Raw genomic sequence first — 25,794 nt, 5'->3', positions numbered from 1 at the left:
GCGTGCTCGCAGGGTGGCCCGTCAGTGGCGCCATTCCCGCGGGCGGCCCCGCCTCCTCGTCCGCACCGCCGGCCGCGCAGGAGCGCGTCACGTCCGCCGGTGTTGCGCGGCCGGCGCCGGGTTGACGGGAGGCCCTACCCCCGGCCGCCCTCCAGGAGGCGGCCCATCCAGTCCTCGATCCCCGCGACCGTGCGCGGCAGTGCGCCCGACATCAGGCGGGCGCCGTCCGCCGTGATCACCAGGTCGTCCTCGATGCGGACGCCGATGCCCCGCAGTTCGGCCGGAAGGGTCTCGTCGTCGGGCTGGAGGTACAGGCCCGGTTCCACCGTCAGGACCTGGCCCTCCTCCAGGACCCCGTCCAGGTAGGTCTCCGCCCGCGCCTTCGCGCAGTCGTGCACGTCGAGCCCCAGCATGTGCCCGCTGCTGCACAGCGTGTACCGGCGGTGCAGGTCGCCCTCCGCGTCCTTCAGGACGCCCCAGTCGGCCAGGCCCTCCGCGATCACCCGCATGCCGGCGCGGTGGAAGTCCCCGAAGCTCGCTCCGGGACGCAGGGCCGCGATGCCCGCCTCCTGGGCGGCGAGGACCAGTTCGTACACCTGCCGCTGGACGGGCGAGAAGCGGCCCGACAGCGGGAGGGTGCGGGTGATGTCCGCGGTGTAGAGGGTGTCCGTCTCCACGCCCGCGTCCAGGAGGAGCAGTTCGTCGCCGTTCAGGCGGCCGTCGTTGCGGATCCAGTGCAGGGTGCAGGCGTGGGCGCCCGAGGCGGCGATCGTCTCGTAGCCGGTGCCGTTGCCCTCGGCCCGGGCGCGCAGGCCGAAGACACCCTCGATCCAGCGCTCACCGCGCGGGTGCGCCAGCGCGCGCGGCAGGGCCCGTACGACGTCCTCGAAGCCCGCGGTCGTGTGGTCGACGGCCAGCTGGAGCTGCTCGACCTCCCAGGCGTCCTTCACCAGGCGCAGCTCCGAGAGGGCCGCGGCGAGCTCCGCGTCGGCGGCGGCGTTGCGACCCGCGGGCGAGCCGAGGGCGTCCAGGTGGGCGCAGCGGATGCCGGTGAGGCGCTCGGCCTCCGCCAGGTCCGGGCGGCGGCCCACCCAGAACTCCCCGTAGCGGCGGTCCCGGTAGAACTCCCCGTCCCCGTCCGCGCGCGGCGAGCGGGGCCGCAGGTACAGCACGGCCTCGTGCGCGTGCGGGCCCGACGGTTCCAGGACCAGGACGTGGCCGGCCTGGTCCTCGCCGGTGAGGCCGGTCAGCCAGGCGTACGCGCTGTGCGGGCGGAACCGGTGGTCGCAGTCGTTGGAGCGGACCTTCAGCTCGCCGGCCGGGACGATCAGCCGCTCGCCCGGGAAGCGCGCCGAGAGCCGCGCCCGGCGGGCCGGTGTGACGCCGTGGGCCGCGACCCGTGCGGAGGCGGGCAGCGGGGAGGCGGCCCATCCGCCCGCCATGAACCGGGACAACTCCGGTGACACCGGACGGTCGTGACTGCCCGTGTTGAGGCGGGCGGGGGTGTCGGTCACGGGGGCTCCTTCACGGAAGACGCGAACTGGTGGGCGCACAGGTCTTGTCAGTGCAATTTCACATTACTATGTTACAGCTCACACCGCGGCACGTTAATCCCCGTCAAACGCCGCGTGACGCAGGGCAGTTCACGCACCACCCCCCACCTCACACTCTCCGAACAGGAGTTCTCGGTGCTCAAGCACAGAGCTGTGCGCTCTTCCCTCCTCGCCTCCGCCGTAGCGGTGACCCTTCTCGCCACCGCGGCACAGGGCACCACGCAGGCGGCCGAGTCCGCGGCCCCCGCCGCGTTCACCGGCGCTCCGGCCGCCGTCCCCGCCACCGCGGCCCACGGCCCCACGGGGAACCCGTTCGACGAGGTCGACCGCTTCGCCGACGCGAAGGACAACGCCCCGGCGCCCGCCCCCGCCCCGGGCGGCCTGAACATCTCCGGCCAGGTCCCCGGCGCGGCCCCGGCCAGTGCGCCCGCCCAGGACCTGGAGAAACGGGGCACGGCGGCCAAGTCGGCGCCCACCGCGAAGAGCGTCGCCGCGGGCGTTCCCTGCACCCTCGACGGGATCACGAACCTCACCCCCGAGCAGTTCGCGGACTTCCTCGCCGACCAGGCCGTCCTGGCCGACGGCTGTCTGCGGGGCCTGATCTGGACCTGGGACGCCCGGCTGGCACCCGTGATGTCGGACGCGCACGTCCAGGCCGTGTCCCGCCGGATATCCGCCCTGGCCGCGGCCCACGACGGCCGCAACTCCTCGCACCTGGAGGAGATGTTCACGTACCTGCACGCCGTCGCCTACCACGACTTCTCGCGCGACGAGATCGACGTCACCGACGCCCCGACCACCGCCGCGATACGCAAGGCCATCGACGACTACGGCAACGCCGCCCGGACCTTCGACGTCACCCCCACCAACGCCCGCACCCTGCGCGAGGCCCTCTACGCCGCCGGTCCCGGCCTGCGCCAGCACCAGCTCGGCCTGGTGAAGAAGGTCCTGGCCACCATGGACCAGGCCCACCCGGCCACCCACCTCGACCCCGCCTGGGCGGGCGCCGTGCTCGCCGCCCTCTCCACCAACTACCTCGGCGTCTACCCGGGCAACCAGGACACCGCCTTCCACGCCGCCGTGGCCGCGGACCCCGCCTACCGCGCCGCCTTCAAGGCCTTCGCCGGCTACACGCACCTCAAGGGCACGGCCAACGCCTGGGTGGTGCGCGACGCGCTCAGCGAGTACGCCCGCTTCGGCCAGGTCCAGGGCCTGCGCGACCAGGTCGTCGCCGACCTCGGCGCGATGCTCGGGCCGCTGAAGGCCGGCTTCGGCGACGGCAGCGAGCCGTGGGCCAAGGTCGTCTCCTGGCTCAACTTCTACGAGGCCTGCAAGCCGTACGGGGTGTGCAAGGAGGACATAGAGAAGCAGCTCTTCCCCCACACCTACACCTACGACAACGGCGCCATCAAGGTCCGCACCGGCCTGGACCGCGCCACCGTCGACCAGCTCTACTACGCGAGCAAGCAGGTCAAGGCCCAGTACCACCGCGTCCTCGGGACCGACCAGCCGCTCGCTGGCGACCCCAACGCGACGCTGAACATCGTGCTCTACGGCTCCCGCGCCGACTATGTGAACTACCACCCGATCCTGACCGGCTACGACACCAACAACGGCGGCATCTACATCGAGAACGGCGCCACCTTCTACACCTACCAGCGCCGCGTCCCGCAGGACTCCTCCCTCACCCTCGAGGAGCTCTTCCGTCACGAGTACACGCACTACCTCAACGGCCGCTTCGCCGTCCCCGGCTTCTTCGGCCAGGGCCCCTGGTACGAGAGCGACCGCACCACCGCCATGGACGAGGGCACGGCCGAGTTCTTCGACGGCGCGACCCGCGACAACGGCATAGCCGTCCGCAAGTCCCTCGTGAAGAGCATCATCAGCGACACGGCCGGCGGCGGCCCGCGCATGACCGTCGAGCAGCTGCTGAACGCCACCTACGACGGCGACGGATTCCGCTTCTACAGCTACGCCGGCACCTTCTTCGAGTTCCTATGGACCGAGAAGCCCAGCCTGCTGCGCGAGATGTACACCCACCTGCGCAACAACGACGTCGCGGCCTACGACGCCTGGCGCCACCGGATGGGATCGGACACCTACCTCCAGCGCGACTACGACCGCTTCCTGGACGCGCAGATCGCCAAGGTCGACCAGCTCTTCGTGCCGAACACCGCCTTCACCCCCAACGACCAGCTGCGCGACTCGGCGCTGGCCTCGGTGAAGTCGGCCTTCGCCGCCGCCACCTACAACACCCCGGACTGCGTGGAGAACGGCGACCCCGGCAAGCGCCGCTTCACCTGTACGGGCCGGATCACCGCGAACCTGAAGAACTGGCGCAACGACGACCAGAACTTCAAGGACATGTCGGAGACGGTCGACTACTTCATCCTCGACCGGGCGGGTGCCGCCTCCAACAACCTCGCCGACATGAACTGCTCCTTCGGTCCGCTGGAGATCTGGAGCAACAAGGTCGCGGGAACCTCGAGTTACAGCTGCGAGGGACCGCTGCGCAGCTGACGGGCTCCGGACCGGTCCCGCGCCCGAGGAGGAGCGTGGGACCGGTCTGGGCAGGCACTAAAGAATGTGACATATTACTGTCGTGCTCAAGAGACACTCCCTGGACGCCGTGATCATCGGCGCCGGCGTCGTCGGAGCGGCCTGTGCCTACTACGCGGCCCGCGCCGGACTCTCCGTGGCCGTGGTCGACCGCGGCGCCGTCGCGGGCGGCACCACGGGCGCCGGCGAAGGCAACCTGCTCGTCTCCGACAAGGAGGCGGGCCCCGAGCTCGACCTCGCCCTGCTCTCCGCGCGGCTGTGGACCGAACTGGCCGGGGCCCTCCCGCCGGAGGTCGAGTACGAGCCCAAGGGCGGGCTCGTCGTCGCGCCGGACGAGGCCACCGTGAAGGCCCTCTCGAGCTTCGCCGAGGGGCAGCGCGCCGCCGGGGTCGACGCGGTCGAGGTGCCGGCCCACGCCCTGTACGACCTGGAGCCGCACCTGGCCCCGGGCCTCGCGGGGGGATTCCACTACCCGCAGGACGCCCAGGTCCAGCCGGCACAGGCGGCCGCTCGGCTGCTCGCCGCGTCGGGCGCCGAGACGTTCCTCGGCGAGGAGGTGACGGAGGTGCTGCGGGACCGGGGCGCCGTACGGGGGGTCCGCACCACGCGCCGCCAACTCCTGGCCCCCGCCGTGGTCAACGCGGCCGGTACCTGGGGGGCGCACATCGCCCGGCTCGCCGGCACGGAGCTGCCCGTCCTCCCGCGCCGCGGCTTCGTCCTGGTCACCGAACCACTGCCGCGGGTGGTCCGGCACAAGGTCTACGCCGCCGACTACATCGCGGACGTCGCCAGCGGCTCCGCCGCCCTGCAGTCCTCGGCCGTGGTCGAGGGCACCCCCGCCGGGCCGGTCCTGATCGGCGCCACCCGCGAGCGGGTCGGCTTCGACCGGAGCCTGTCGACGGAGGCCCTGCGCCGGCTGGCCTCCCAGGCCGCGGCCCTCTTCCCCGTACTGGGGGGCGTACGGGTCCTGCGCACCTACCACGGTTTCCGCCCCTACCTGCCCGACCACCTCCCGGCCATCGGCCCGGACCCGCGCAGCCCCGGCCTGCTGCACGCCTGCGGCCACGAGGGCGCGGGCATCGGCCTGGCCCCCGCCACGGGCCTGCTGATCGCCGCCGCCCTGACCGGAGCGGACCCGGAGCTCCCGCTGCACCCCTTCCGCCCGGACCGCTTCGGCGCCGGCCCGGCCCCCGCCGACACCCCTGAGGAGCACCCCTGATGCGCAGCCCCCGCTCGCTGGTCGGCGGCAGCCCGGCGGCCGCGTACGAGATCACCTTCGACGGCCGTGAACTGCCCGCGCAGGACGGCCAGAGCGTCGCGGCGGTGCTCTGGGCCGCCGGGATCCTCGCCTGGCGGACCACCCGCGAGGGCGGAGCGCCGCGCGGTGCGTTCTGCGGGATCGGCAGCTGCTACGACTGCCTCGTCACCGTCAACGGCCTGCCGAACCAGCGCGCCTGCCTGCTCCCGGCCCGGCCGGGGGACGCCGTCACCACCCAGGAGGGAACCGGCCGTGCCGACCTCGCCGTCTGACCCCACCGAGCCCTTCCGCTCCGCGGAGCCGGGCGGGCCCGCGCAGCCGGCCGCCGACGCGCCGTCCCGCGCCGCAGGGCCACCCCGGTCCGTGCCGCCCTCGGATGCCGACCGGCCGTCGGCTCTCCCCGGGCCGTCGGCGCCTCCCGGGCCGGGTGCGCACGCCGGGCCCGCGCCCGCCGGGCAGTCCGCGGGAGCGGCCGGGCCCGTCGGGGCGGGACCGGTCGACCTCGCCGTCGTCGGGGCCGGGCCGGCCGGGCTGGCCGCGGCCGTCACGGCCGCCGGGCTCGGGCTGCGGGTCGCCGTCCTCGACACGGGCGACCGCCCCGGCGGGCAGTTCTACCGCCACCCCGCGCCGGGCCTGGGCGCGGCCCGCCCCGAGGCCCTGCACCACGGCTGGTCCGAGTTCGCGACCCGCGAAGCCGCCCTGCGCGCCCACGAGTCGGCCGGCCGGATCACGTACCTCCCGCTCCACCACGTCTGGACGGTGGTGCCGGGGGAGGGCGGCTGGACCCTGCACGCCGTCGCCGGCCACGCCCCCGGCGAGCGGGCCGCGACCGTCGCCGCCCGCGCCGTGCTCATCGCCACCGGCGCCTACGAGCGGCAACTGCCCTTCCCCGGCTGGACCCTGCCCGGAGTGGTGGGAGCCGGCGGCGCGCAGGCCATGCTCAAGGGCGGCCTGGTGCTGCCCGGCAAGCGCGTGGTGGTCGCCGGGAGCGGTCCGCTGCTGCTCGCGGTCGCCGGGTCGCTCGCCGCTGCGGGAGCCACCGTGCCCGCCGTGGTGGAGGCCGCCGCCTACACCGCGTACGCGGGCCGCGTGCCCACCCTGCTGCGCAACCCCGGCAAGCTCGTCGAGGCCGCCTCCTACGGCGGGGCGCTGGCCCGGCATCACGTCCGGCTGCTCACCCGGCACGCCGTCACCGAGGCCCACGGCACCGGCCGGATCGAGGCCGTCACGGTGGCCCGGCTCGACCGCGACTGGCGTCCGCTGCCCGGCACCGCCCGCCGGATCCCCTGCGACGCGCTCGCCGTCGGCCACGGGCTCGTGCCCCAGCTCGAACTCGCCACCGGACTCGGCTGCGCCACCCGGCCGTCCGCCGACGGCACCGTCGCCCTGGAAGTGGACGCCGAACAGCGCACCTCGGTCCCCGGCATCTGGTCCGCCGGGGAGACCGGCGGCATCGGCGGAGCCCAACTGGCTCTGACGGAGGGCGAGCTGGTCGCGTACTCCGTCGCGGCCGCGCTGCGGCCCGCGGCTGACGCGCCTCGCACCGGCCGCCCCGAACGGCTCGCCCGCCGTCGCGCCCGGCTGCGCGCCTTCGCCGACGCCATGGCCGCCGCGCACCGCCCCGGCGAGGGCTGGACGGGCTGGCTCCGGGACGACGCCGTCGTGTGCCGCTGCGAGGAGGTCCCGGCCGGCCGGATCCGCGAGGCGGCGCAGGAGCTCGGGGCGCGGGACGCCCGGACCGTCAAGCTGCTCACCCGGGCGGGCATGGGCTGGTGCCAGGGCCGGATGTGCGGCCCGGCCGTCGCGGCCCTGGCCGGGGCGGAGCCCGCGGCGGACCGCCGGCCCTTCTCCTGCCCGGTCCCGCTGGGCCATCTCGCCGAACTTCCCGCCACCGACCGCTGATCAGGGGCGCCCCGGCCCTTGTGGCCGCGCCGCACCCACTAGTAAAATGTCACACACCACACTAGGGAGCCTCACATGACCAACGCGCACATCCCCGCGCCCCGCACCCGTCCCTGGCACGGAATCATGGTCGCCACCGCGCTCCCCCTGCGCGAGGACCTCACCGTCGACTACGACGCCTACGCCGAGCACGTGGCCTGGCTGATCGCCAACGGCTGCGACGGCGTGGTCCCCAACGGCTCCCTCGGGGAGTACCAGACCCTCACCGACGAGGAGCGGGCCCGCGTCGTGCGCACCGCCGTCGAGGCGGCCGGGGACGGTGCCCGCGTCATGCCCGGCGTCGCCGCCTACGGCAGCGCGGAGGCCCGCCGCTGGGCCGACCAGGCCGCCGAGGCCGGCGCGGGCTCGGTCCTTCTGCTGCCGCCCAACGCCTTCCGGGCGGACGAAGAGACCGTACGCGCCCACTACGCCGAGGTCGCCCGCGCCGGGCTGCCCGTCGTCGCGTACAACAACCCCATCGACACCAAGGTGGACCTGGTCCCCTCCCTGCTCGCCCGGCTGCACGCCGACGGATCCGTCGTCGCCGTCAAGGAGTTCAGCGGCGACGTGCGCCGCGCCTACGAGATCGCCGAGCTCGCCCCGGGACTGGACCTGCTCATCGGAGCCGACGACGTCCTCCTCGAACTCGCCCTCGCCGGGGCCGTCGGCTGGATCGCCGGATACCCCAACGCCCTGCCGCGCTCCTGCGCCACCCTCTACCGGGCCGCCGTCGCCGGCGACCTCGACACCGCCCTGCCGCTCTACAAGTCCCTGCACTCGCTGCTGCGCTGGGACTCCAAGACCGAGTTCGTCCAGGCCATCAAGCTCTCCATGGACCTGGCGGGCCGACCCGGCGGCGCCACGCGTCCGCCGCGCTTCCCGCTCACCGGCGACACCGAGGCCGCCGTCCGCGCCGCCACCGAGAAGGCCCTGGCCGAGGGCCTCAACTAATCAGCTGGAGGGGACGCCTGATGCGCACGCGCCACGTCTACCATGCGGTGGACTCGCACACCGAGGGCATGCCGACCCGGGTCGTCACCGGGGGAGTCGGGGTGATCCCCGGTGCCACCATGGCCGAGAAGCGGCTCCATTTCATCGAGCACATGGACCACGTCCGGACCCTGCTCATGTACGAGCCGCGCGGGCACTCCGCGATGAGCGGTGCCGTCCTGCAGCCCCCGACCCGCCCCGACGCCGACTACGGCGTGCTGTACATCGAGGTGTCGGGCCTGCTGCCCATGTGCGGGCACGGCACCATCGGGGTGGCCACCGTCCTGGTGGAGACCGGCATGGTGCCCGTCGTCGAGCCGGTCACCACCGTCCGGCTCGACACCCCGGCCGGGCTGGTGAGCGTCGACGTCCGGGTGGAGGACGGGGCGGCGACCGCCGTCACCCTCACCAACGTCCCCTCCTTCAGCGTCGGCCTCGGTCTGAAGACCGAGGTCCCCGGCTTCGGCACCGTCGCGTACGACCTGGCCTACGGCGGCAACTTCTACGCCTTCGTCGAACTCGACGCCCTCGGGCTGCCCTTCGACCGGGCCCGCAAGGACGACCTGCTCGCCGCCGGGCTGGCGATCATGGGCGCGGTCAACGCCGGACCGGACCGGCCGGTCCACCCCGAGAACCCCTCCATCGCCGGACTCAAGCACGTCTACCTGGCCGCGCCCGGCTCCGACGCCCGCCGCTCCCGGCACGCCATGGCCATCCACCCCGGCTGGTTCGACCGCTCGCCCTGCGGTACGGGGACCAGCGCGCGGATGGCCCAGCTGCACGCCCGCGGCCTCCTCGGCCTCGACACCGACTTCGTCAACGAGTCGTTCATCGGGACCGGGTTCACCGGCCGGCTGGTCGAGGAGACCAGCGTCGGCGGACTGCCCGCCGTGGTCCCCACCGTCACCGGGCGGGCCTGGATCACCGGCACCGCGCAGTACTTCCTCGACCCGTCCGACCCCTTCCCCGGAGGCTTCCTGCTGTGAACACCGTCCGAACGGTGGACTACCACACCGCCGGCGAGCCCTTCCGGATCGTCGACACCGCCGCCGCGGGCATGCCGCCCGTCCCCGGCGACACCGTCGCCGAGCGCTGTGCCACCGCCATCGGCCCGGGCGGATCGGGCACCGCGCCGCGCCGCGGCCCGCTGGACGACGTACGGCGGACGCTCGTGCAGGAGCCGCGCGGACACGCCGGCATGTACGGCGGGTTCGTGGTGCCGCCCGACGACGACGGGGCCCATCTCGGGGTGCTCTTCTGGCACAAGGACGGCTACTCCACGGCCTGCGGGCACGGCGCCATGGCCCTCGGGGTCTGGGCCGTGGACAGCGACCGGGTCCCCGCCCCCGACGACGGGGACGTCCCGGTGCGGATCGACGTACCGTCCGGGCGGGTCACCGCCACCGTCCACCGCGGCGGCGGCCGCACCACCGGGGTCACCTTCCGCAACGTGCCGGCCCGGGTGAGCGCCCGCAAGGTCCCCGTCGCCACCTCGCTCGGGCTGGCCGAGGCGGACCTCGCGCACGCGGGCGCCTGCTACGCCTCCGTCCGCGCCCGCGACCTGGGCCTGGAGGTCTCGCGCGCCGCACTGCCCGAGCTGGTGCGCGCCGGACAGGAGATCCGCGCCGCCCTCGCCACCCATCCCGGCACCTGGCACCCCGACGGCCCGCTCCTGTCCGGGGTCTACGGGGTGATCCTCCACGAGGAGCTGCCCGACACCCCGTTCGGGCCGCACCAGCGCAACGTCACCGTCTTCGCCGACGGACAGATCGACCGCTCGCCCTGCGGCTCCGGCACCTCGGCGCGGCTCGCGCTGCTCGCCGAGGACGGACGGCTCGGCCCGGGCGAGGACCTGCTGCACGAGTCCGTCACCGGCACCGTGTTCACCGGCCGGATGCTGGAGGGCGGGGTCACCGAGGTCACCGGCACCGCCTACCGCACCGGTGAACACGCCTTCGCCGTGGACCCGTACGACGCCCTCGGCACCGGGTTCCTGCTGTGACGGGGATACCCCAGCTCGGCGCCGCGGCCATGGCCGCGGCTCTCGGCCCGGCCGCCGCCGCCGACGCCCTGGCCGCCGCCCTGCGCGGCGGCCTCGACCCCGAGGGCTGCCCCCCGCGCTCCGCGATCGGCGTGCCCGGCGACGGCGAACTGCTGCTGATGCCGGCCGCGTCGGGGGCGTACGCCGGGGTGAAGATCGCCGGGGTCGCGCCCGGTAACCCGGCCCGCGGACTGCCCCGCATCACCGGCTCCTACCTCCTGCTGGACGGGCCCACCCTGCGTCCGCTGGCCCTGCTCGACGGTGCTGCCCTGACCTCCCTGCGCACCCCGGCCGTCTCCGCACTCGCGCTGCGCCACCTGGCGCCGGCCGGCCGGCCGTTGCGGCTGGTGCTCTTCGGGTCCGGTCCGCAGGCGTACGGGCACCTGGAAGCGGTCCGCGCCGAGCGGGAGTTGGCCGGGGTCGTGGTGGTCGCCCGCAACCGGGAGGGGGCCGAGCGCCTCGTCGCGCACGCCCGCACCCTGCGGCTGCCCGCCCGGACCGGAACCCCGCAGGACGTGGCCGACGCCGATCTGGTCGTCTGCTGCACCACGGCCCGCGAGCCGCTCTTCGACGGGCGGCTGGTGCGGCCCGGCGCGCTGGTCGTGGCCGTCGGATCGCACGAGCCGACCGTCCGCGAGACCGACACCGCCCTCGTGCGACGCGCGGCGGTGTACGTGGAGTCGCGGGCGGCGGCGCTGCGGGAGGCCGGTGATCTGCTCGTCGCGGAGGCGGAGGGGGCCATCGGGCCGGGCCACATCACGGGCACGCTCGCGGACCTGGTCGCCGGACGAGCGCCGGGGGGAGGCGAACGGGGTTGTCCACAGCTCTTCAAGAGTGTGGGCATGGCCTGGGAAGATCTTGCCGTGGCGGTCGCGCTGTACGAGGCCGCCGCAGTGTGAGCAGCGCAACGTGACATTGTACGCTGGTCCTCTGCTCATCGGCAGGCGTAGGGGTCTCGGAGGAAACACCATGGGTGACCTGAAGCAGCACAGCCTCATCAAGGCCCAGGAACGACTCCGCGACCAGGTCGGGCACGCCCTCCGGGCCGCCCTGATAGCGGGTGAGCTGCGCCCCGGCAGCGTCTACTCCGCGCCCGGCCTCGCGGCCGAACTGGGCGTGTCGGCCACCCCGGTGCGCGAGGCCATGCTCGACCTCGCGCGGGAGGGCCTGGTCGAGCCGGTGCGCAACAAGGGCTTCCGGATCACCGAGGTCAGCGAGCGCGACCTGGACCAGTACACCGAGCTGCGCACCATGATCGAGGTGCCGACCATCGGCCGGATCACCAAGACGGCCACGGCCGAGCAGCTGGAGGAACTGCGCCCCATCGCGCTGGAGATCGTCACCAGTGCCCGGGAGCACAACCTCATCGGCTACCTGGAGGCCGACCGCCGCTTCCACCTCACGCTGCTGGGTCTCGCGGGCAACGAACGGCTCGTGGAGACGGTCGGGGACCTCCGCAAGCGCTCCCGCCTGTACGGTCTGACCGGCCTGGACGAGGCGGGCAAGCTGGTCTCCTCCGCCGAGGAGCACCTGGAGCTGCTGGACCTGATGATCAGCGGCGACGCCAAGGCCGCGGAGGCCTGCATGCAGCGCCACCTCGGCCACGTCCGCTCCCTCTGGGCCCAGGGCCGCGACGAACCGGTCGGCCGCACCGCAGGAGTCCTCGGGTCGGGCCTCTAGTTATTCCTCCCCCCTCGTACCCCTGGGTGGACGCCGCGAAATATCGGGTGTGCAATATATCCAGGGGTGGAGGTGGGTTGGATGAAAAATCTCCCATTCCAGCTCGAAATTATTGAAGCCGACACCAACTGGATTGTGTCGTGTGCTTCCGAGTACGGCGAGGCGCTGATCCGTGTCCCGGCGCCGTATTCCGAGAGCGAACTCCAGTCGGCGCTCGCGTCCGTACAGGAGTCACTGGCCCGTTCGTACAGTCCTGTGGTGCGAGGTGCATCGGTCTCGGAAAGGCCGGTGAGAGAATTCGGAGAACGTCTCACCGAGGCAGTCTTCCGGGAGGATATATTCCTTCTCTTCGACCGTTGGCGGAGTCGCGCTCGGGCGCAGGAGAACCCCTTGCGTGTCCTGCTGCGAACGAACGGGCCGAATCTCTCGCATATCCCCTGGGAATTCCTCGTCGATCCCACCCGTGATGACTACCTCGCGCTTCGCGTGCCGGTCGTTCGGTATTTGCGGCTCATGGATCCGGTGCCCCCGCTGCCGCTGACTCTGCCGTTGAGGGTGCTGGGAATTTCCGCCCAGCCCCACGACCTGCCCGCACTGGAAGGGAAGCGGGAGGGGGAGCAGATCTCGCGCGCCCTTCTGCAGGAGTGCAGCTCGGAGAGCGTGGACGTGCACTGGCTTGTGGGGGACCGGTGGCAGGACCTGGCGAAGGAGTTGAGATTCGGCTCCTGGCACGTCCTGCACTGTGTGAGTCATGGAGGGTTCGACGAGGAGAGGAACGCCGGATACATTCAGCTTTCGGGCTCCGACGGGTTGTCCAAGAAGATCTATGCCAGCGACTTCGAGCGGCTGATCGCGGACAGCCCGAACCTGCGTCTCATCGTGCTGAATTCCTGTGAGTCCGCGGTCGGTGGATCCGAGGACGTGTTCGCGGGCACCGCCGCCAACCTCGTACGAGCCGGTGTGCCGGCCGTGGTCGCCATGCAGTACGAGATCACCGACAAGGCCGCTCTCGTCTTCGCCTCGTCGTTCTACGAGCGGATAGCCCAGGGGGTGCCCGTCGACCGGGCGGTGACCCTCGCCCGGGAGTACGTGAAGGTGGAACAGGAGAGCCTGGAGTGGGCCACGCCCGTGCTCTTCCTCGCATCGGACGAGACCCGGCTCTTCTCGCTGCCGAAGGCGGCTCAGGGCCCGCCGACACAGGTGACACCGCCGACCCCGCAGGGACCGGATCGTCCACAGGTGCCGGGATCGGAGGCGCCGCACCCTCCGCCCGCACCACCACCGCCGCGCACGCCGTCGCCCAGGCTTTCCCAGAGGGCGCTGCTCGCCGAGATCGGTCCGTGCAGCGACCTGGTGCTCGGCCCCGGCGATCTCCTCGCAGCTGCCTGCGGCGACGGAGCGGTGCGAGTGCTGAACGCAGCCGACGGGGCGCTGTACAGGCAGTGCCCGCCTGTACAGCGCGAGAACCCGGTGCGGGTGGCGTGGGGCCCCTGGAAACGGAACGTGGCCAGTCGGCACCATGACGGCACCGTCGTCGTCTGGGACCTCCAGACCGAAGCGCCGGCCCGTGTGATGAACGTGGGCGAAGAGGGCGACGCCCTCACGTTCAGCGCCGACGGCCACTGGCTCGCCGTGACGGTCAAGGACCGCGTCTACGTGTACAACACGTGGGGGGCCCGGGTACGGGACCTGCCTGCCCGTCCGGGCAAGGAGTCGAGGACCTGGCAGCGGATGGGCGGGCGCAGTCGCCTCGGTCCCCTTGCCTTCGCGCCGGGCGACCGGCACGTCGTCGTCGCGACCGGGGACGGCCTGGTGCGGCAACTGGACGTGCGGGGACACCAGGTGGCGGCCTGGCGGCATCCGGTGCCCGTGAGCTGCCTCGCGCTCACCGCCAACGGTCTCGCCACCGGCTGCGGGGACGGGAGGGTGCGGCTGTGGTCCTGGGACGGCCGTCTCCTGCGACAGACGGAACACCGTCGGCAGGCCTCCCACCTCGTGTTCTCCGCGGGGGCTTCGGCCCTCGCGGTGTGCGACGGCGACGGGTCGGTGTCCCTGTGGGACCTGAGGACCGGACAGCTTTCGCTGGTCGCGGAGTTGGTGCACCAGGTCGTAGGGCTGGCATTCCTCGAGAACGGCAGGGGCCTGATGACCTGCACCCGCGCGGGTCGTATCGAACGCTGGTCGCTGCCTCACCGGTCGTAGAGGGAGAGATGTCATGACGCACTCCGAGGTCGAGATCTACTGGCCCGCCGCACTCCCTTCCACCCCTGCACTCGAGCAGCGCGACGTGTTGCGCGATGCCGGGGTGAGTGCCGCGTGCTTGCTGAGGCCGACACGGAGGGGGGCGGCCGATGCCGTGCTGGTCCTGGTGACGTCCGCGGTTCTGGAGCCGTTCCTCAGCGCTCTGTTCGGACGCCTCGCCGAAGAGGCGCACAAGGCGCTGAAGGCTTTCGTGGACGGACTGCTGAGTGGAGGGGACGGCGCGCAGGCGCCCGGGGGTGTGGTCGTCGAGTCGGGGGCCGGCGGCCGCGTGACCTTCACCGCAGATCTGCCGGACCAGGCGTACGAGCAGGCCGTCGGCCTGGAGGCGTGCGGTGACCGGTGGGTCTGGGATTCCCGACGAGCAATGTGGACCCCTGCCTGAGGGCGGGTCCGGAGAGGTGCACAGCCATGTCCGACCGTCAGCAACCTCCGTCTTCCGAAGGTGAGAACTGGGGCCCGGAGACGCCCTGGCAGGAGCCGCTCCTGCCGCCGCCCACCAAGCCGCCGCCCCGGACGGCGTCCGCTCAGCCCCCGCAGCCCGAAACCCCTCCCGCCCGGCCCCCGACCTCGCAGCCGGGGTGGGAGCGGGATCAGTGGGGCATGACCGCGCCGGCGCGGATGCCCGAGACGTATCTGGCCGGTGCCATCCTCGTCACGCTCTTCTGCTTCCTGCCGACGGGGATCGCCGCCATCGTCTTCGCCTCGCAGGTTTCGGAGAAGTGGAAGGCGGGGGATGTCGTGGGATCCGCCGAATCGTCACGGAAGGCGAGACTCTGGATGATCGTGAGCCTCGTCGCCGGATGCATTGCGTGGTTGTTCTTCATCGCCATCGGCATGGCCGCCGACCCGAACACCACGTCCATGCCCGCGCCGTGAACAGGCCGAACGCCCGGGCCTTCCACCCGGTCCTGTGGGCTTCGAGGCCTCAACCCGTCCGCGACGCCTGGCTGGCCGCAGCACTCTTCGCGTGGGTCGCCGTCGCCGTACGACTCGCGGATCCCACACGACCGGGCCGGTTCCCCCGGTGTCCGTTCCACGCACTCACGGGCCTGGACTGTCCGGGCTGCGGCAGCCTGCGGGCTCTTCATCAGCTCACCCGCGCCGATGTGGTCGCCGCCGCGGATTACAACCTCCTCCTCGTCCTCGCCCTGCCGGCCATCGGCCTCGCGTGGCTACGGGTCGTCACCGGCAGGACCACCCGGCGAGTTCGCCCTGCCTGGAGGGGCCCCCGGGTGATCCTCGCCGGGGTCGCCCTGTGGACGGTGGTGCGCAACCTTCCCGTTCTCGGTGGAGTGCTGGGCGCCTGACGCGCGCCGACCGGGTCGGCGGGCGAACGCCCCACCAGAGCAAGGCATTTGGACACGGCTGGGTAACGGGCAGCGCAACCTCTTGTCAGTGCAATTTCACATTACTATGTTACCGGTCACATCGCAGAGTCGCAGGCCGTAGAGCGTGCCCCTCCCTGGAGTGACCCATGACCAAGCGCACCCAACTCGCCCTCGCCACCGCCCTGGTGGCCGCACTCGCACTCGGTGCCTCGGGCTGCTCCGGGACCACCAAGGGCTCGGCCGGTGCCGGTGCCGCGAACCCGGCCGCCGCCAACGACGGCAAGATCCTCGGCGGTACCCCGGTCAAGGGCGGCACCCTCACCGTCCTGTCCAACCAGGACTTCGCGCACCTCGACCCCGCCCGCAACTGGACGATGCCGACCATGGACTTCGGCACCCGCCTGCTCTACCGCACGCTCGTCACCTTCAAGGCCGAGCCCGGCAAGGCCGGCAGCGAGCTGGTCCCCGACCTCGCCACCGACCTCGGGACCCCCTCCAACGGCGGCCGCACCTGGACCTTCACCCTCAAGGAGGGCGTCAAGTACGAGGACGGCACCCCGGTCAGGGCCCAGGACGTCAAGTACAACGTCGAGCGCTCCTTCGCCCCCGACCTCACCGGCGGCCCCGACTACGCCGCCCAGTACCTGGCCGGCACCGAGGGCTACAAGGGGCCGCTCCAGGGGCAGCACCTCGACTCCGTGAAGACTCCGGACGACCGCACGATCGTCTTCGAACTCAAGCGCCCCGTCGCCGAGTTCTCCGCCACCGCGACCCTGCCCACCTTCGCCCCGGTGCCCCAGTCCCAGGAGAAGGGCACCCAGTACGACGCCCGCCCGTTCTCCTCCGGCCCGTACAAGATCGAGTCGTACGACCGCGACAAGAAGCTGGTCCTCGTCCGCAACGAGCACTGGGACCCGGGCACCGACACCGTCCGCAAGGCCTACCCGGACAAGTTCGTGGTCGTGATGGGCCTCAAGGGCGGCCAGATCGACGACCGGATCATCGCCGGCGAGGGCGCCGACGCCTCCACCGTCCAGTACGCCGACATGCGCCCCGAGAGCGCCCCCAAGGTGCTGCCCAAGCCCGAGGTCAAGGCCCGGCTGCTCGCCGAGTCCCAGGGCTGCACGGAAATGCTCCACCTGAACAACTCACGCGCCCCCTTCAACGACCCCAAGGTCCGCCAGGCCATGCAGTACGCCGTCGACAAGGAGGCCGTCGTCACCGCGGGCGGCGGACCGGCCCTCAACGAGGTCGCCACCGCCTACCTGCCCCCGGCCCTCTCCGGCGGCAAGCAGGCCGACACCCTGAAGATCCCCCCGGCGGGCGACCCGGCCAAGGCCAAGGAACTCCTCAAGGCCGCCGGCAAGGAGACCCTGAAGGTGTCCCTCTCCGTCTCCACCGGCGACAAGGGCAAGGCCGAGGCCATCCAGCAGGGCCTGTCCCGCGCGGGCATCGAGGTCGTCATCGACACCGTCGACCCGGGCGCCTACTACGACGTGATCGGCGACCTGTCCACCACCCCCGACATGACCCTCAGCGGCTGGTGCCCCGACTACCCCTCCGGCTCCACCTGGATCCCCTTCGTCTTCGACGGACGCACCATCAAGGAGAAGGGCAACCAGGGCAACTACAGCCAGTTCCGCGACGAGGAGGTCATGAAGCGGATCGACGAGATCAACGCCATGGCCGACGCCAAGCAGGCCAACCAGGCCTGGATCGACCTCGACGCGGCCCTGATGGCCAAGTCCCCGAACGTCCCGCTCCTGCTGGAGCGCAAGCCGCTCCTCGTCGGCACCAACATCGCGGGCGCGTTCGGTCACCCCGTGTGGACCGGCACCATCGACTACGCGACGGTCGGCCTCAAGGACCCCTCGAAGAGCCAGGGCTGAGGAACCCGGAGCCCTCGACACCATGACCACCACCGCCCCCGACGCCGCCCCGGAAGGCGCCCCCGACGCCGCCGCGGACCGGACCGCGGCGGCCCCCGGCAGCAGCCCCTGGCAGCTCGCCCGGCGCGAACTCCGCCGCCGCCCCGCCGTCCGCGTCAGCCTCTGCATCGTCCTGCTCTTCGTCCTGATGGCCGTCGGCGCCCCCTGGCTGGGCGCGCTCGGCGGCTGGTCCCCGCACGAGTTCGACAAGAGCGCCGTGGACCCGTACCTCGGGGGCCAGCCGCTCGGCGTACTCGGCGGGATCAGCCCCGAGCACTGGCTCGGCGTCGAGCCCGTCACCGGCCGCGACCTGTACGCCCGCGTCGTCCACGGCGCGCAGGTCTCCCTCCTGATCGCCTTCGCGGCCACCGCCATCGTGGTCCTCGCCGGCACCGCCGCCGGGATCGCCGCCGGCTACTACGGCGGCCGCACCGACGCGGTCCTGTCCCGGCTCATGGACCTGACCATGTCCTTCCCCTCGCTCATCTTCATGATCGCGCTGTTGTCCGTGGCCAAGGACGTCAACCGGATCGTCCTGATGACCGCCGTCATCGGGATCTTCGGCTGGCCCGGCATCGCCCGCGTGGTCCGCGGCCAGACCCTCTCCCTGAAGCACCGCGAGTACGTCGACGCCGCCCGCGTGGGCGGCGCCGGCCCCTGGCGGATCCTGACCCGCGAGATCCTCCCGGGCGTCGCGGGCCCGGTCATCGCCTACACCACCCTGCTCATCCCGGGAATGATCAGCACCGAGGCCGCCCTCAGCTACCTCGGCGTCGGCGTCCGCCCGCCCACCCCCTCCTGGGGCCAGATGATCGCCGAGTCCGTCGCCTACTACGAGACCGACCCCATGTACTTCGTCATCCCCAGCGTCTTCCTCTTCCTCGCCGTGCTCGCCTTCACCCTGCTGGGCGACGCGCTGCGCGACATCCTCGACCCGAGGGGCGGCCGCACGTGATCGCCTACCTCGCCCGCCGGCTGCTCGCCCTCGCCGGCGTGCTCCTCGCCATCGCGGCCGTCACCTTCCTCATCTTCTACGTCCTGCCCGCCGACCCGGCCGCCGCCGCCTGCGGCAAGACCTGCAGCACCGAACGCATCGCGGACGTACGCGCACACCTGGGCCTCGACCAGCCCCTGTGGAAGCAGTTCGCCGACTTCCTGACCGGCATCTTCACCGGCCGCACCCTCGGCACCGGCCAGTACGCCGTCTCCTGCGACTTCCCCTGCCTGGGCTACTCGTACGAGAGCTCCCTGCCCGTGTGGGACCTGCTCATGGACCGGCTCCCGGTCTCCGCCTCCCTGGCCCTCGGCGCCGCCGTGCTGTGGCTGGTCCTCGGCCTCGGCGCCGGGGTGACCGCCGCCCTGCGCAAGGACACCGCCACCGACAAGGCCCTGATGGTCGGCGCCGTCGCCGCCGCCTCGCTGCCCGTGTACTTCACCTCGGTGATGCTCATCTACGGCGTCATCCGCATCGCCGGACTGCTGCCCTACCCCACCTACCAGGCCTTCACCGACAGCCCGGTCGGCTGGGCCTCGAACCTGCTCCTGCCCTGGACCGCGCTCGCCCTGCTCTACGCCGCCATGTACGCCCGCCAGAGCCGGGGATCGATGATCGAGGCGATGGCCGAGCCCTACATCCGTACCGCCCGCGCCAAGGGCATGCCCGAGCGGACGGTCGTCGTCAAACACGGCCTGCGCTCCGGGATGACGCCGATCCTGACCATCTTCGGCATCGACCTCGGCGGCCTCCTCGCCGGCGCCGTCATCACCGAGTCGATCTTCGGACTGCCCGGCATCGGCCGGCTCTTCTACGGCGCCCTGGTCAACTCCGACCAGCCCGTGGTCCTCGGCGTCACCCTCCTCGCGGCCTTCTTCATCGTCGTCGCCAACCTCGTCGTCGACCTCCTGTACGCCGTCATCGACCCGAGAGTGAGGTACTGATGACGACCACCGCCGCCCCGCTCCTCGACGTGCGCGACCTGCGCGTCACCTTCACCACCCCCCGGGGGACCGTCCGGGCCGTCGACTCCGTCGGCTTCACCGTCGAGGCCGGCCGCACCCTCGGCATCGTCGGCGAATCCGGCTCCGGCAAGTCCGTCACCTCGCTCGCCGTCATGGGCCTGCACCGCGGCCCGGTCGAGGTCACCGGCTCCGTCGCGCTCGCCGGACGGCCGCTCATCGGCCTGAGCGAGCGCGAGCTCGGAAAGGTCCGCGGCCGCCGGATGGCCATGATCTTCCAGGACCCGCTCTCCAGCCTGCACCCCTACTACACCGTCGGCGAGCAGATCGCCGAGCACTTCCGCGTGCACTTCAAGGCCGGCCGCGCCGCCGCCCGCAGGCGCGCCGTCGACATGCTCGGCGAGGTCGGCATCCCCGAACCGGCCCGCAGGGCGGGGGAGTACCCGCACCAGTTCTCCGGCGGCATGCGCCAGCGCGCGATGATCGCCATGGCCCTGGCGTGCGAGCCCGACCTGCTGATCGCCGACGAGCCGACCACCGCCCTGGACGTCACCGTGCAGGCACAGATCCTTGAACTGATCGCGAGGCTCCAGCAGGAGCGCGGACTCGGGGTCGTGATGATCACCCACGACCTGGGCGTGGTCGCCCGCGTGGCCCACGAGGTCCTGGTCATGTACGGCGGCCGGGCCGCCGAACAGGCCCCGGTCGACGAGCTCTTCGCCGACCCCGCCCACCCCTACACCCGGGGTCTGCTCGACTCGCTGCCCCGCCTCGACACCGGCGACGACGAACCGCTCCCCTTCATCCCCGGCTCCCCTCCGTCCCTCCTCGCACCCGCCCCCGGCTGCGCCTTCGCACCGCGCTGCCCGCTGGCCGCCGACCCCTGCACCGACGTACGGCCCGGCCTCGCGGCGTACGGGGACGCCGCCGGCCGCACGGTGGCCTGCCACTTCGCCGGGGCCCCCACCGCCCAGGAGGCGGCCCGATGACCGAGACCACCACCGCGGCCACCACCGGGACCGCACCCGGCACCGCCGCACCGCTGCTGTCCGTACGGGACCTGACCATGACCTTCCCCGGCCGGCGATCGGCGACCGGGCGCCGGGGGGCGCCCGTGCGCGCCGTCGACGGGGTCTCCTTCGACCTGGCGGCCGGGCGGACCCTCGGCCTGGTCGGTGAGTCGGGCTGCGGCAAGTCCACCACCGGACGGATGCTCGTACGGCTGCTGCAGCCCACCTCGGGCCGGGTCGTCCTCGACGGCCGGGACATCAGCCGGCTCTCCCAAGGGGCCCTGCGCCCGCTGCGGGGGAGCATCCAGATGGTCTTCCAGGACCCGCACTCCTCGCTGAACCCCCGCCAGACGGTGGCCCGGATCATCTCCGAACCGATGCTGGTGCAGGGCCGCAGCGCGGGGGACGCCCGGCGCCGGGCCTCCGAGCTCATGGAACTCGTCGGGCTGATCCCGGAACACATCGACCGCTACCCGCACGAGTTCTCCGGCGGCCAGGCCCAGCGCATCGGAATCGCCCGCGCACTGGCCACCAGCCCCCGGCTGATCGTCGCCGACGAGCCGGTGTCCGCGCTCGACGTCTCCGTCCAGGCGCAGATCGTCAACCTGATGGAGCGGCTGCGCGCCGAACTCGGCCTCGCCTACGTGTTCATCGCGCACGACCTGTCGGTGGTCAAACGGGTCAGCGACCGGGTCGCCGTGATGTACCTCGGCCGGATCGTCGAGATCGGGGACAAGGCGTCCCTCTACGCGAACCCCCAGCACCCGTACACCCGGGCGCTGTTGTCCGCCGTACCGCTGCCCGACCCGGCGGCGGAGCGGCGGCGGGAGCGGATCGTGCTGCTCGGCGACCCGCCGAGCCCGGCCGCTCCACCTCCGGGCTGCACCTTCCATCCGCGCTGCCCCAAGGCGCAGGAGGTCTGCCGAACGGAGCGGCCGCTGCTGCGGCTCGCCGCCTCGCGCCAGGTGGCCTGTCACTTCCCGGGTGACTGACGGGGATCACGGGAAGAAGGGGACCCGGGGCCGACACGATCGGCCCCGGGTCCTTGCGTTACCCGGTGTTCCCCCTGGTCTCCCGTAGCATCACGCACCAGAATTGATCTAGGGGCGGACATGACATCGAGCAGCGGTGGATTCGCGGCGAACGCCGCGTCCATCAACGGAAGTTCCCATCTCCTCGTGGAACTGGCGGGCCTGCTGTACGCGGGGCGGCCGGACGGCGAGCTGACCGTCATGGCCCGGGTGCCCCGTACGCACCAGGAGGTGTCCACGGCCCTGGACTCCTTCGCGCGGTTCGGCAACGACCAGTACCTGGACACCGTTTCGCTGCTGGCGGCGCTGGCCACCAAGCTCAAGGTGGCGGGCGGCGACTACGCGCAGACCGACCACGCCACGGAGGGGGCCTTCCGCTCGGTGCTCGACAACGGCCGGTTCATACCGGCCGAGGACAGGTGACCGTCCCATGACGTACCGCACCGAGGTCGAGTTCCTCGAACTGTGCAGCCCTCCCCTGATCGAACGCACCGCCCAGGAGTACCGCAGGCTCCACCTGCTCCTGGACTCGGCCGACCCCGCCTTCCTGAAGGCGACGCGCACCCAGTGGGTGAGCGAGGCCGAGGAGCTCTACGTCAAACGGCTGGGCGAGGCGGAGAAGCTGGCCACCGCCCTGTCGGGCGCCTTCCGCACCGTCCACGCGGCGCTCGTCGACTACGCCGAGGCCGTCGGCCGGGCGAAGGCACGCTTCGAGAGCGGCCTGTCGAGCGAGCGCGCCCTCTCCCGGGTCATGGCGCGGGTGGCGAGCCCGGTGACCGAGACCGCGCAGCGGGCCGAGCCGATGCGGCAGTGGGAGGACCTCCGCAAGCGCACCGGAGTCCTCGACTGGCTGGCGGAGATCACCGTCGACGTCGACGAGATCCGCGAGGAAGCGGAACAGCACTACAACAGTGCGAAGAACGCCTTCGGTGACGCCGACCGCATCGAACACGAAGCACGCACCACGTGCGTGACCGCACTCGGCAAGGCCCGGAAGGAACTGCCCGACTTCCGCGGCGACCTGCCCCACCCGTCGGTGCTCCTCGCCGGCATGCCCGCCCTGCGGCAGGAGGTGGGCGAGGCGGCGCACGACCCCAACGCCGTGCTGCCCGGCGGCGGCCCCCGCGTCGACGGCATCGCCGCGAACGTCGGCGGCGAGACGGTCTCCCCCAAGCTGCGGGAGATCCGGTCCCGGCTGGCCGGACTCCCGCCCGCCATGGACCAGAACGAGTGGCTGCCGTCGGACTCGGACGAGGACCGGCGCGAGTGGATCCGCGCCAACCGCGCGCACATCCGGGACGCGGCCGCGTACACGGGCCTGCCGGCCGACATGGTCGCGGGAATCGCCTGGAAGGAGGTTCAGGGCGACCCGAAGTGGGCCGACAACATCGCGGTGAACTACCGGCGCAACCAGTACGAGGTCTGGCCGGAGTTCCAGTGGGTGGCAGACAAGGTCGGCCTGTCGGGCGAGGCGGACCAGACGTCCATGGGGCCGATCGCCATCCAGCTCCGCCGCTCCGCAGAGGTGCTCGGCTACGACCCGGAACATCTCACGCGGGACCAGCGGGACGAGATCCAGAGGGCGACGCAGAACCCGTCGACGAACATCTACATCGCTGCCGAGTACCTGGCCCAGCTCAAGGCGGAGAGTTCGTTCGCGGACGTGCCCGCCGAGGAGATGACCCCTGCCCAGTACCAGGAACTGGCCGCCCGGTACAACGGCGGACCGGGCTGGCGTACGGACCAGGCGCAGGACTACGGTCGTGGCTTCGGCGCGAACATCGACAACGCGAGGCGGGCCCTGAATGACTGAGCGGCGGACAGCGGGAGCCACGCTCGCTCACGTGGTCACGGCAGCGTGGGCGACCGTGCTGGTGGGGTTGCACGCGGTGGCGGGGTTCTTCGTGCTCAACGCGGTGCTCACCGAGTCCGAAGGGTCCTGGGACCGTACGGTGACGGGCACCGTACGGCTGATGGCGGGGCTCGGGCTGATGGTGGAGCTGATGGCCCTCGCGGGGACGGCGGCCGGTGTCAACACGGGCCGGCTGCGGCGTTGGTGGTACGCGCCGGTGGCGGTGCTGGTGGTCATCGCCCTGGTGCGGATGGTGTTCGCCCCGCGGCCCTGACCGCCCCGCCGGCGGCGGGGCGGTCAGCGGGAGCGGGCGGGACACCCCCTAGCCCTGGCCGAGTTCGCGGAGGAAGAAGTCCAGTTCCAGCGCCATGATCTTCTCGCGGGTGCCGCCCGGCGTCATGTGGGTGACGCCGGGCAGGGCCAGCAACTGGTGGGGGCGGCCCGCGTCCGTCAGGGCCTGCGACAGCCGCAGGGTGTGCGAGGGGTGGACGTTGTCGTCGGCCAGGCCGGTGACCAGCAGCAGCGGCCGGGACAGCGTGGGGGCGTCGGGCAGGAGCGAGTCCCGCTCGTAGACCTCCGGGTGTTCCTGCGGCAGGCCCAGGTACCGCTCGGTGTACGCGGTGTCGTAGTGCCGGAAATCGGTGGGCGCGGCCCCGGCGGCCGCGGCGTGGAAGACGTCGGGGCGGCGCAGCACCGCCATCGCCGACAGGTAGCCGCCGTACGACCAGCCGCGGACGCCGACCCGGCCGAGGTCGAGGTCGCCGTGCCGGGCGGCCAGCGCGTGCAGCGCCGCGACCTGGTCGTCGAGGGTGACGTCGGAGAAGCCGCGGTACATGGCGTGGGTGTGGGCGGGGGAGACGTACGCGGTGCCGCGGTTGTCGACGGTCACCACCGCGAAGCCCTGGTCGGCCCACCACTGGCGGTGCTGCCAGCGGCGGGGGTCGGCGGTGATGTCCTGGGCGCCGGGGCCGCCGTAGCTGTCCATCAGGACGGGCAGCTTCCGCCCTGGGACGTGCCCGCGGGGCAGCACGAGCGCGGTGGGGATCGCATGCTCGGTGACCCGCTCCAGGACCGGGGAGACCCGGTAGGGCAGCGGCTGGGACAGGTCGGCGGGGCTCAACCGCCGCCCGTCGGGGGTGCGTACGGTGCGCCGGACGCCGTCGGCGTCGGCGGAGGTCAGCAGCAGGAAGCCGGCCGAGGCGGTCACGCCGTGGACGCCCGGCCCGTCCGCGAGCGGGGTCGTCTCCCCGGTGGCGGTGTCCAGCAGCAGCACCTGCTGCTCGGCCGGGTCGCGCAGCCCGGCCTCGATCAGCAGGCGGCCCTCGTGGACCCCGGCCACCCGGCGGACCTGGACGCCGTCGCCGGTGAGCGGGACCCCGTCCACGGCGAGGCCGCGGGCGGCGCCGTCGGGGGTGTCGGCCGCGGTCAGCATCCGCCCGTCGGGCAGGCGGGCCGGGGTGCCCGGGACCAGGGGGTCCACCCACTGCGGGTGCGTGGTGCGGGACAGCTCCGTGGTGCGGCCGGTGGCCGGGTCGGCGGAGAGCAGCAGCACGGTCTGCTGCAGCCGGTCCTGGACGGTGAGCAGGATCTCCCCGGCCGACTCCCAGCCCGCGTCGGAAACGTACGGAAAGGCCTCGGCGTCCCAGCCGATCCGTGTCCGGGTACCGTCCGGGCCGAGCACCCACAGCTGGACGTCGGCGTTGGGTCCGCCGGCCTCCGGGTAGGCGAAGTCCTCGGCCGGCAGCTCGGGGTGGGCGGGGTCGGCGAACCACCGGCGCTGGAGGGCGGATTCGTCGACGCGGGCGGCGAGCAGCGTGACGCCGTCGGGGGACCACCAGTGTCCCCGGGAGCGTCCGAGCTCCTCGGCGGCGGCGAATTCGGCCAGGCCCCAGCGGGCCCCGTCGTCGGGGCTGACCCGGCCGCCCGGGGCGACGTACAGGACGTCGTCGGCGACGTAGGCGGTGCGCGAGCCGTCGGCGTTGGGCCGCGGGTCGAGCGCGGGACCGGCGGCGGGGATCTCCCGGAGGGTTCCGGCACCGTCGGCGGCGACCTCGTAGAGCCGTCCGTACAGCGCGAAGGCGGCGCGCCGCCCGTCCCCGGAGAGGGCGTACGAGCCGATCCCGGAGGCCACGAGCCGGGTCCGCTCGCGCAGTCGGCGCTCGGCGGTGGGGAGGGGGCCGGGTTCGGGGCACAGCTCGCGGGGATCGGCAAGCCGGATCTCTGCGCCGGTGGTGGTATCGAGCACCCAGAGGCTGTCGAAGGCGTCGGCGGGTCCGGTGGACCGGAGGAACCAGAGCAGCCGGCCGTCGTCCCCGAAAGACAGTGCTCGCGGGGCGCCGTGGGTGAATCGGGCCGTGCTCGCGGAGAGCCTGAGGAAGTCATCCATGATCGTAGTGTGACATGTG

At 72.7% G+C, this 25,794-nt stretch carries 23 protein-coding genes; 21 read left to right on the top strand and 2 right to left on the bottom strand.

All coding sequences use genetic code 11. The features are described from left to right. Positions 1-134: 134 nt before the first annotated feature. Positions 135-1,514, bottom strand: a complete 1,380-nt coding sequence (locus IH80_RS0114045) for an aminopeptidase P family protein (protein ID WP_030960552.1) — start codon at positions 1,512-1,514, stop codon at positions 135-137. A 174-nt stretch (positions 1,515-1,688) separates the two neighbouring features. Between IH80_RS0114045 and IH80_RS0114040 the strand changes: the two genes are divergently transcribed. The 21 genes from IH80_RS0114040 (at position 1,689) to IH80_RS0113940 (ending at position 23,663) form a co-directional block, all read left to right on the top strand. Next, on the top strand, positions 1,689-4,073 hold the full coding sequence (locus tag IH80_RS0114040) for a collagenase (protein ID WP_030960550.1): 2,385 nt from the start codon (positions 1,689-1,691) through the stop codon (positions 4,071-4,073). A gap of 82 nt (positions 4,074-4,155) precedes the next feature. Next, positions 4,156-5,331, top strand: coding sequence for an NAD(P)/FAD-dependent oxidoreductase (locus IH80_RS0114035; RefSeq protein WP_030960548.1), 1,176 nt, complete (start codon positions 4,156-4,158; stop codon positions 5,329-5,331). Further along, positions 5,331-5,642: a (2Fe-2S)-binding protein gene (locus tag IH80_RS0114030; RefSeq protein ID WP_078906505.1), complete on the top strand. Its 312-nt coding sequence runs from the start codon at positions 5,331-5,333 to the stop codon at positions 5,640-5,642. Before IH80_RS0114035 ends, IH80_RS0114030 begins: the two co-directional genes overlap by 1 nt. Positions 5,643-5,901: 259 nt before the next feature. Continuing rightward, complete coding sequence (locus IH80_RS0114025; protein WP_051809271.1) at positions 5,902-7,272, top strand: NAD(P)/FAD-dependent oxidoreductase; 1,371 nt, start codon at positions 5,902-5,904, stop codon at positions 7,270-7,272. Between the two features lie 75 nt (positions 7,273-7,347). Continuing rightward, positions 7,348-8,262: a dihydrodipicolinate synthase family protein gene (locus tag IH80_RS0114020; RefSeq protein WP_030960542.1), complete on the top strand. Its 915-nt coding sequence runs from the start codon at positions 7,348-7,350 to the stop codon at positions 8,260-8,262. Between the two features lie 20 nt (positions 8,263-8,282). Beyond that, on the top strand, positions 8,283-9,287 hold the full coding sequence (locus IH80_RS0114015; RefSeq protein WP_030960541.1) for a proline racemase family protein: 1,005 nt from the start codon (positions 8,283-8,285) through the stop codon (positions 9,285-9,287). Further along, positions 9,284-10,303, top strand: coding sequence for a proline racemase family protein (locus IH80_RS0114010; protein ID WP_030960540.1), 1,020 nt, complete (start codon positions 9,284-9,286; stop codon positions 10,301-10,303). The genes IH80_RS0114015 and IH80_RS0114010 overlap by 4 nt, the downstream gene beginning before the upstream one ends. A 29-nt stretch (positions 10,304-10,332) precedes the next feature. Next, positions 10,333-11,241: an ornithine cyclodeaminase family protein gene (locus IH80_RS0114005; RefSeq protein ID WP_030960539.1), complete on the top strand. Its 909-nt coding sequence runs from the start codon at positions 10,333-10,335 to the stop codon at positions 11,239-11,241. Positions 11,242-11,311: 70 nt separating this feature from the next. After that, on the top strand, positions 11,312-12,022 hold the full coding sequence (locus IH80_RS0114000; RefSeq protein WP_037879876.1) for a GntR family transcriptional regulator: 711 nt from the start codon (positions 11,312-11,314) through the stop codon (positions 12,020-12,022). Positions 12,023-12,103: 81 nt separating this feature from the next. Further along, on the top strand, positions 12,104-14,224 hold the full coding sequence (locus IH80_RS0113995) for a CHAT domain-containing protein (RefSeq protein WP_030960536.1): 2,121 nt from the start codon (positions 12,104-12,106) through the stop codon (positions 14,222-14,224). Between the two features lie 13 nt (positions 14,225-14,237). Beyond that, positions 14,238-14,666 (top strand): hypothetical protein, encoded by a 429-nt coding sequence (locus IH80_RS0113990; RefSeq protein WP_030960534.1) that lies wholly within the window; start codon positions 14,238-14,240, stop codon positions 14,664-14,666. 218 nt (positions 14,667-14,884) lie between these two features. After that, on the top strand, positions 14,885-15,160 hold the full coding sequence (locus IH80_RS0113985; protein ID WP_030960533.1) for a CD225/dispanin family protein: 276 nt from the start codon (positions 14,885-14,887) through the stop codon (positions 15,158-15,160). Next, positions 15,157-15,591, top strand: a complete 435-nt coding sequence (locus IH80_RS42225) for a DUF2752 domain-containing protein (RefSeq protein ID WP_199819255.1) — start codon at positions 15,157-15,159, stop codon at positions 15,589-15,591. Before IH80_RS0113985 ends, IH80_RS42225 begins: the two co-directional genes overlap by 4 nt. Positions 15,592-15,758: 167 nt before the next feature. Further along, positions 15,759-17,501: an ABC transporter substrate-binding protein gene (locus tag IH80_RS0113975; RefSeq protein WP_030960529.1), complete on the top strand. Its 1,743-nt coding sequence runs from the start codon at positions 15,759-15,761 to the stop codon at positions 17,499-17,501. Positions 17,502-17,523: 22 nt separating this feature from the next. Further along, positions 17,524-18,495, top strand: a complete 972-nt coding sequence (locus tag IH80_RS0113970; RefSeq protein ID WP_030960528.1) for an ABC transporter permease — start codon at positions 17,524-17,526, stop codon at positions 18,493-18,495. After that, positions 18,492-19,478 (top strand): ABC transporter permease, encoded by a 987-nt coding sequence (locus tag IH80_RS0113965; protein WP_030960527.1) that lies wholly within the window; start codon positions 18,492-18,494, stop codon positions 19,476-19,478. The genes IH80_RS0113970 and IH80_RS0113965 overlap by 4 nt, the downstream gene beginning before the upstream one ends. After that, entirely contained in the window at positions 19,478-20,485 is a 1,008-nt protein-coding gene (locus IH80_RS0113960) for an ABC transporter ATP-binding protein (RefSeq protein WP_037879873.1), read from the top strand. The genes IH80_RS0113965 and IH80_RS0113960 overlap by 1 nt, the downstream gene beginning before the upstream one ends. Beyond that, a complete protein-coding gene (locus IH80_RS0113955; protein WP_051809262.1) occupies positions 20,482-21,498 on the top strand; it encodes an ABC transporter ATP-binding protein in 1,017 nt (338 codons plus the stop codon). Before IH80_RS0113960 ends, IH80_RS0113955 begins: the two co-directional genes overlap by 4 nt. A 120-nt stretch (positions 21,499-21,618) precedes the next feature. Next, complete coding sequence (locus IH80_RS0113950; protein WP_030960522.1) at positions 21,619-21,960, top strand: hypothetical protein; 342 nt, start codon at positions 21,619-21,621, stop codon at positions 21,958-21,960. Between the two features lie 7 nt (positions 21,961-21,967). Next, positions 21,968-23,350 carry a hypothetical protein gene (locus tag IH80_RS0113945; RefSeq protein ID WP_030960521.1) on the top strand — a complete coding sequence of 461 codons (1,383 nt, stop codon included), beginning with the start codon at positions 21,968-21,970 and terminating at the stop codon, positions 23,348-23,350. A gap of 31 nt (positions 23,351-23,381) precedes the next feature. Beyond that, a complete protein-coding gene (locus IH80_RS0113940; protein WP_030960520.1) occupies positions 23,382-23,663 on the top strand; it encodes a hypothetical protein in 282 nt (93 codons plus the stop codon). A 48-nt stretch (positions 23,664-23,711) separates the two neighbouring features. Here the strand turns inward: IH80_RS0113940 and IH80_RS0113935 are convergent, their stop codons facing one another. Further along, positions 23,712-25,775, bottom strand: coding sequence for a S9 family peptidase (locus IH80_RS0113935; RefSeq protein ID WP_030960519.1), 2,064 nt, complete (start codon positions 25,773-25,775; stop codon positions 23,712-23,714). Between the last annotated feature and the right edge of the window lie 19 nt (positions 25,776-25,794).

It is taken from the genome of Streptomyces sp. NRRL S-378 (genome assembly GCF_000720645.1).
Taxonomy (GTDB): domain Bacteria; phylum Actinomycetota; class Actinomycetes; order Streptomycetales; family Streptomycetaceae; genus Streptomyces.
Note: the sequence above shows the minus strand (reverse complement) of the source record. Positions and strands in the feature narration are given on the sequence as shown.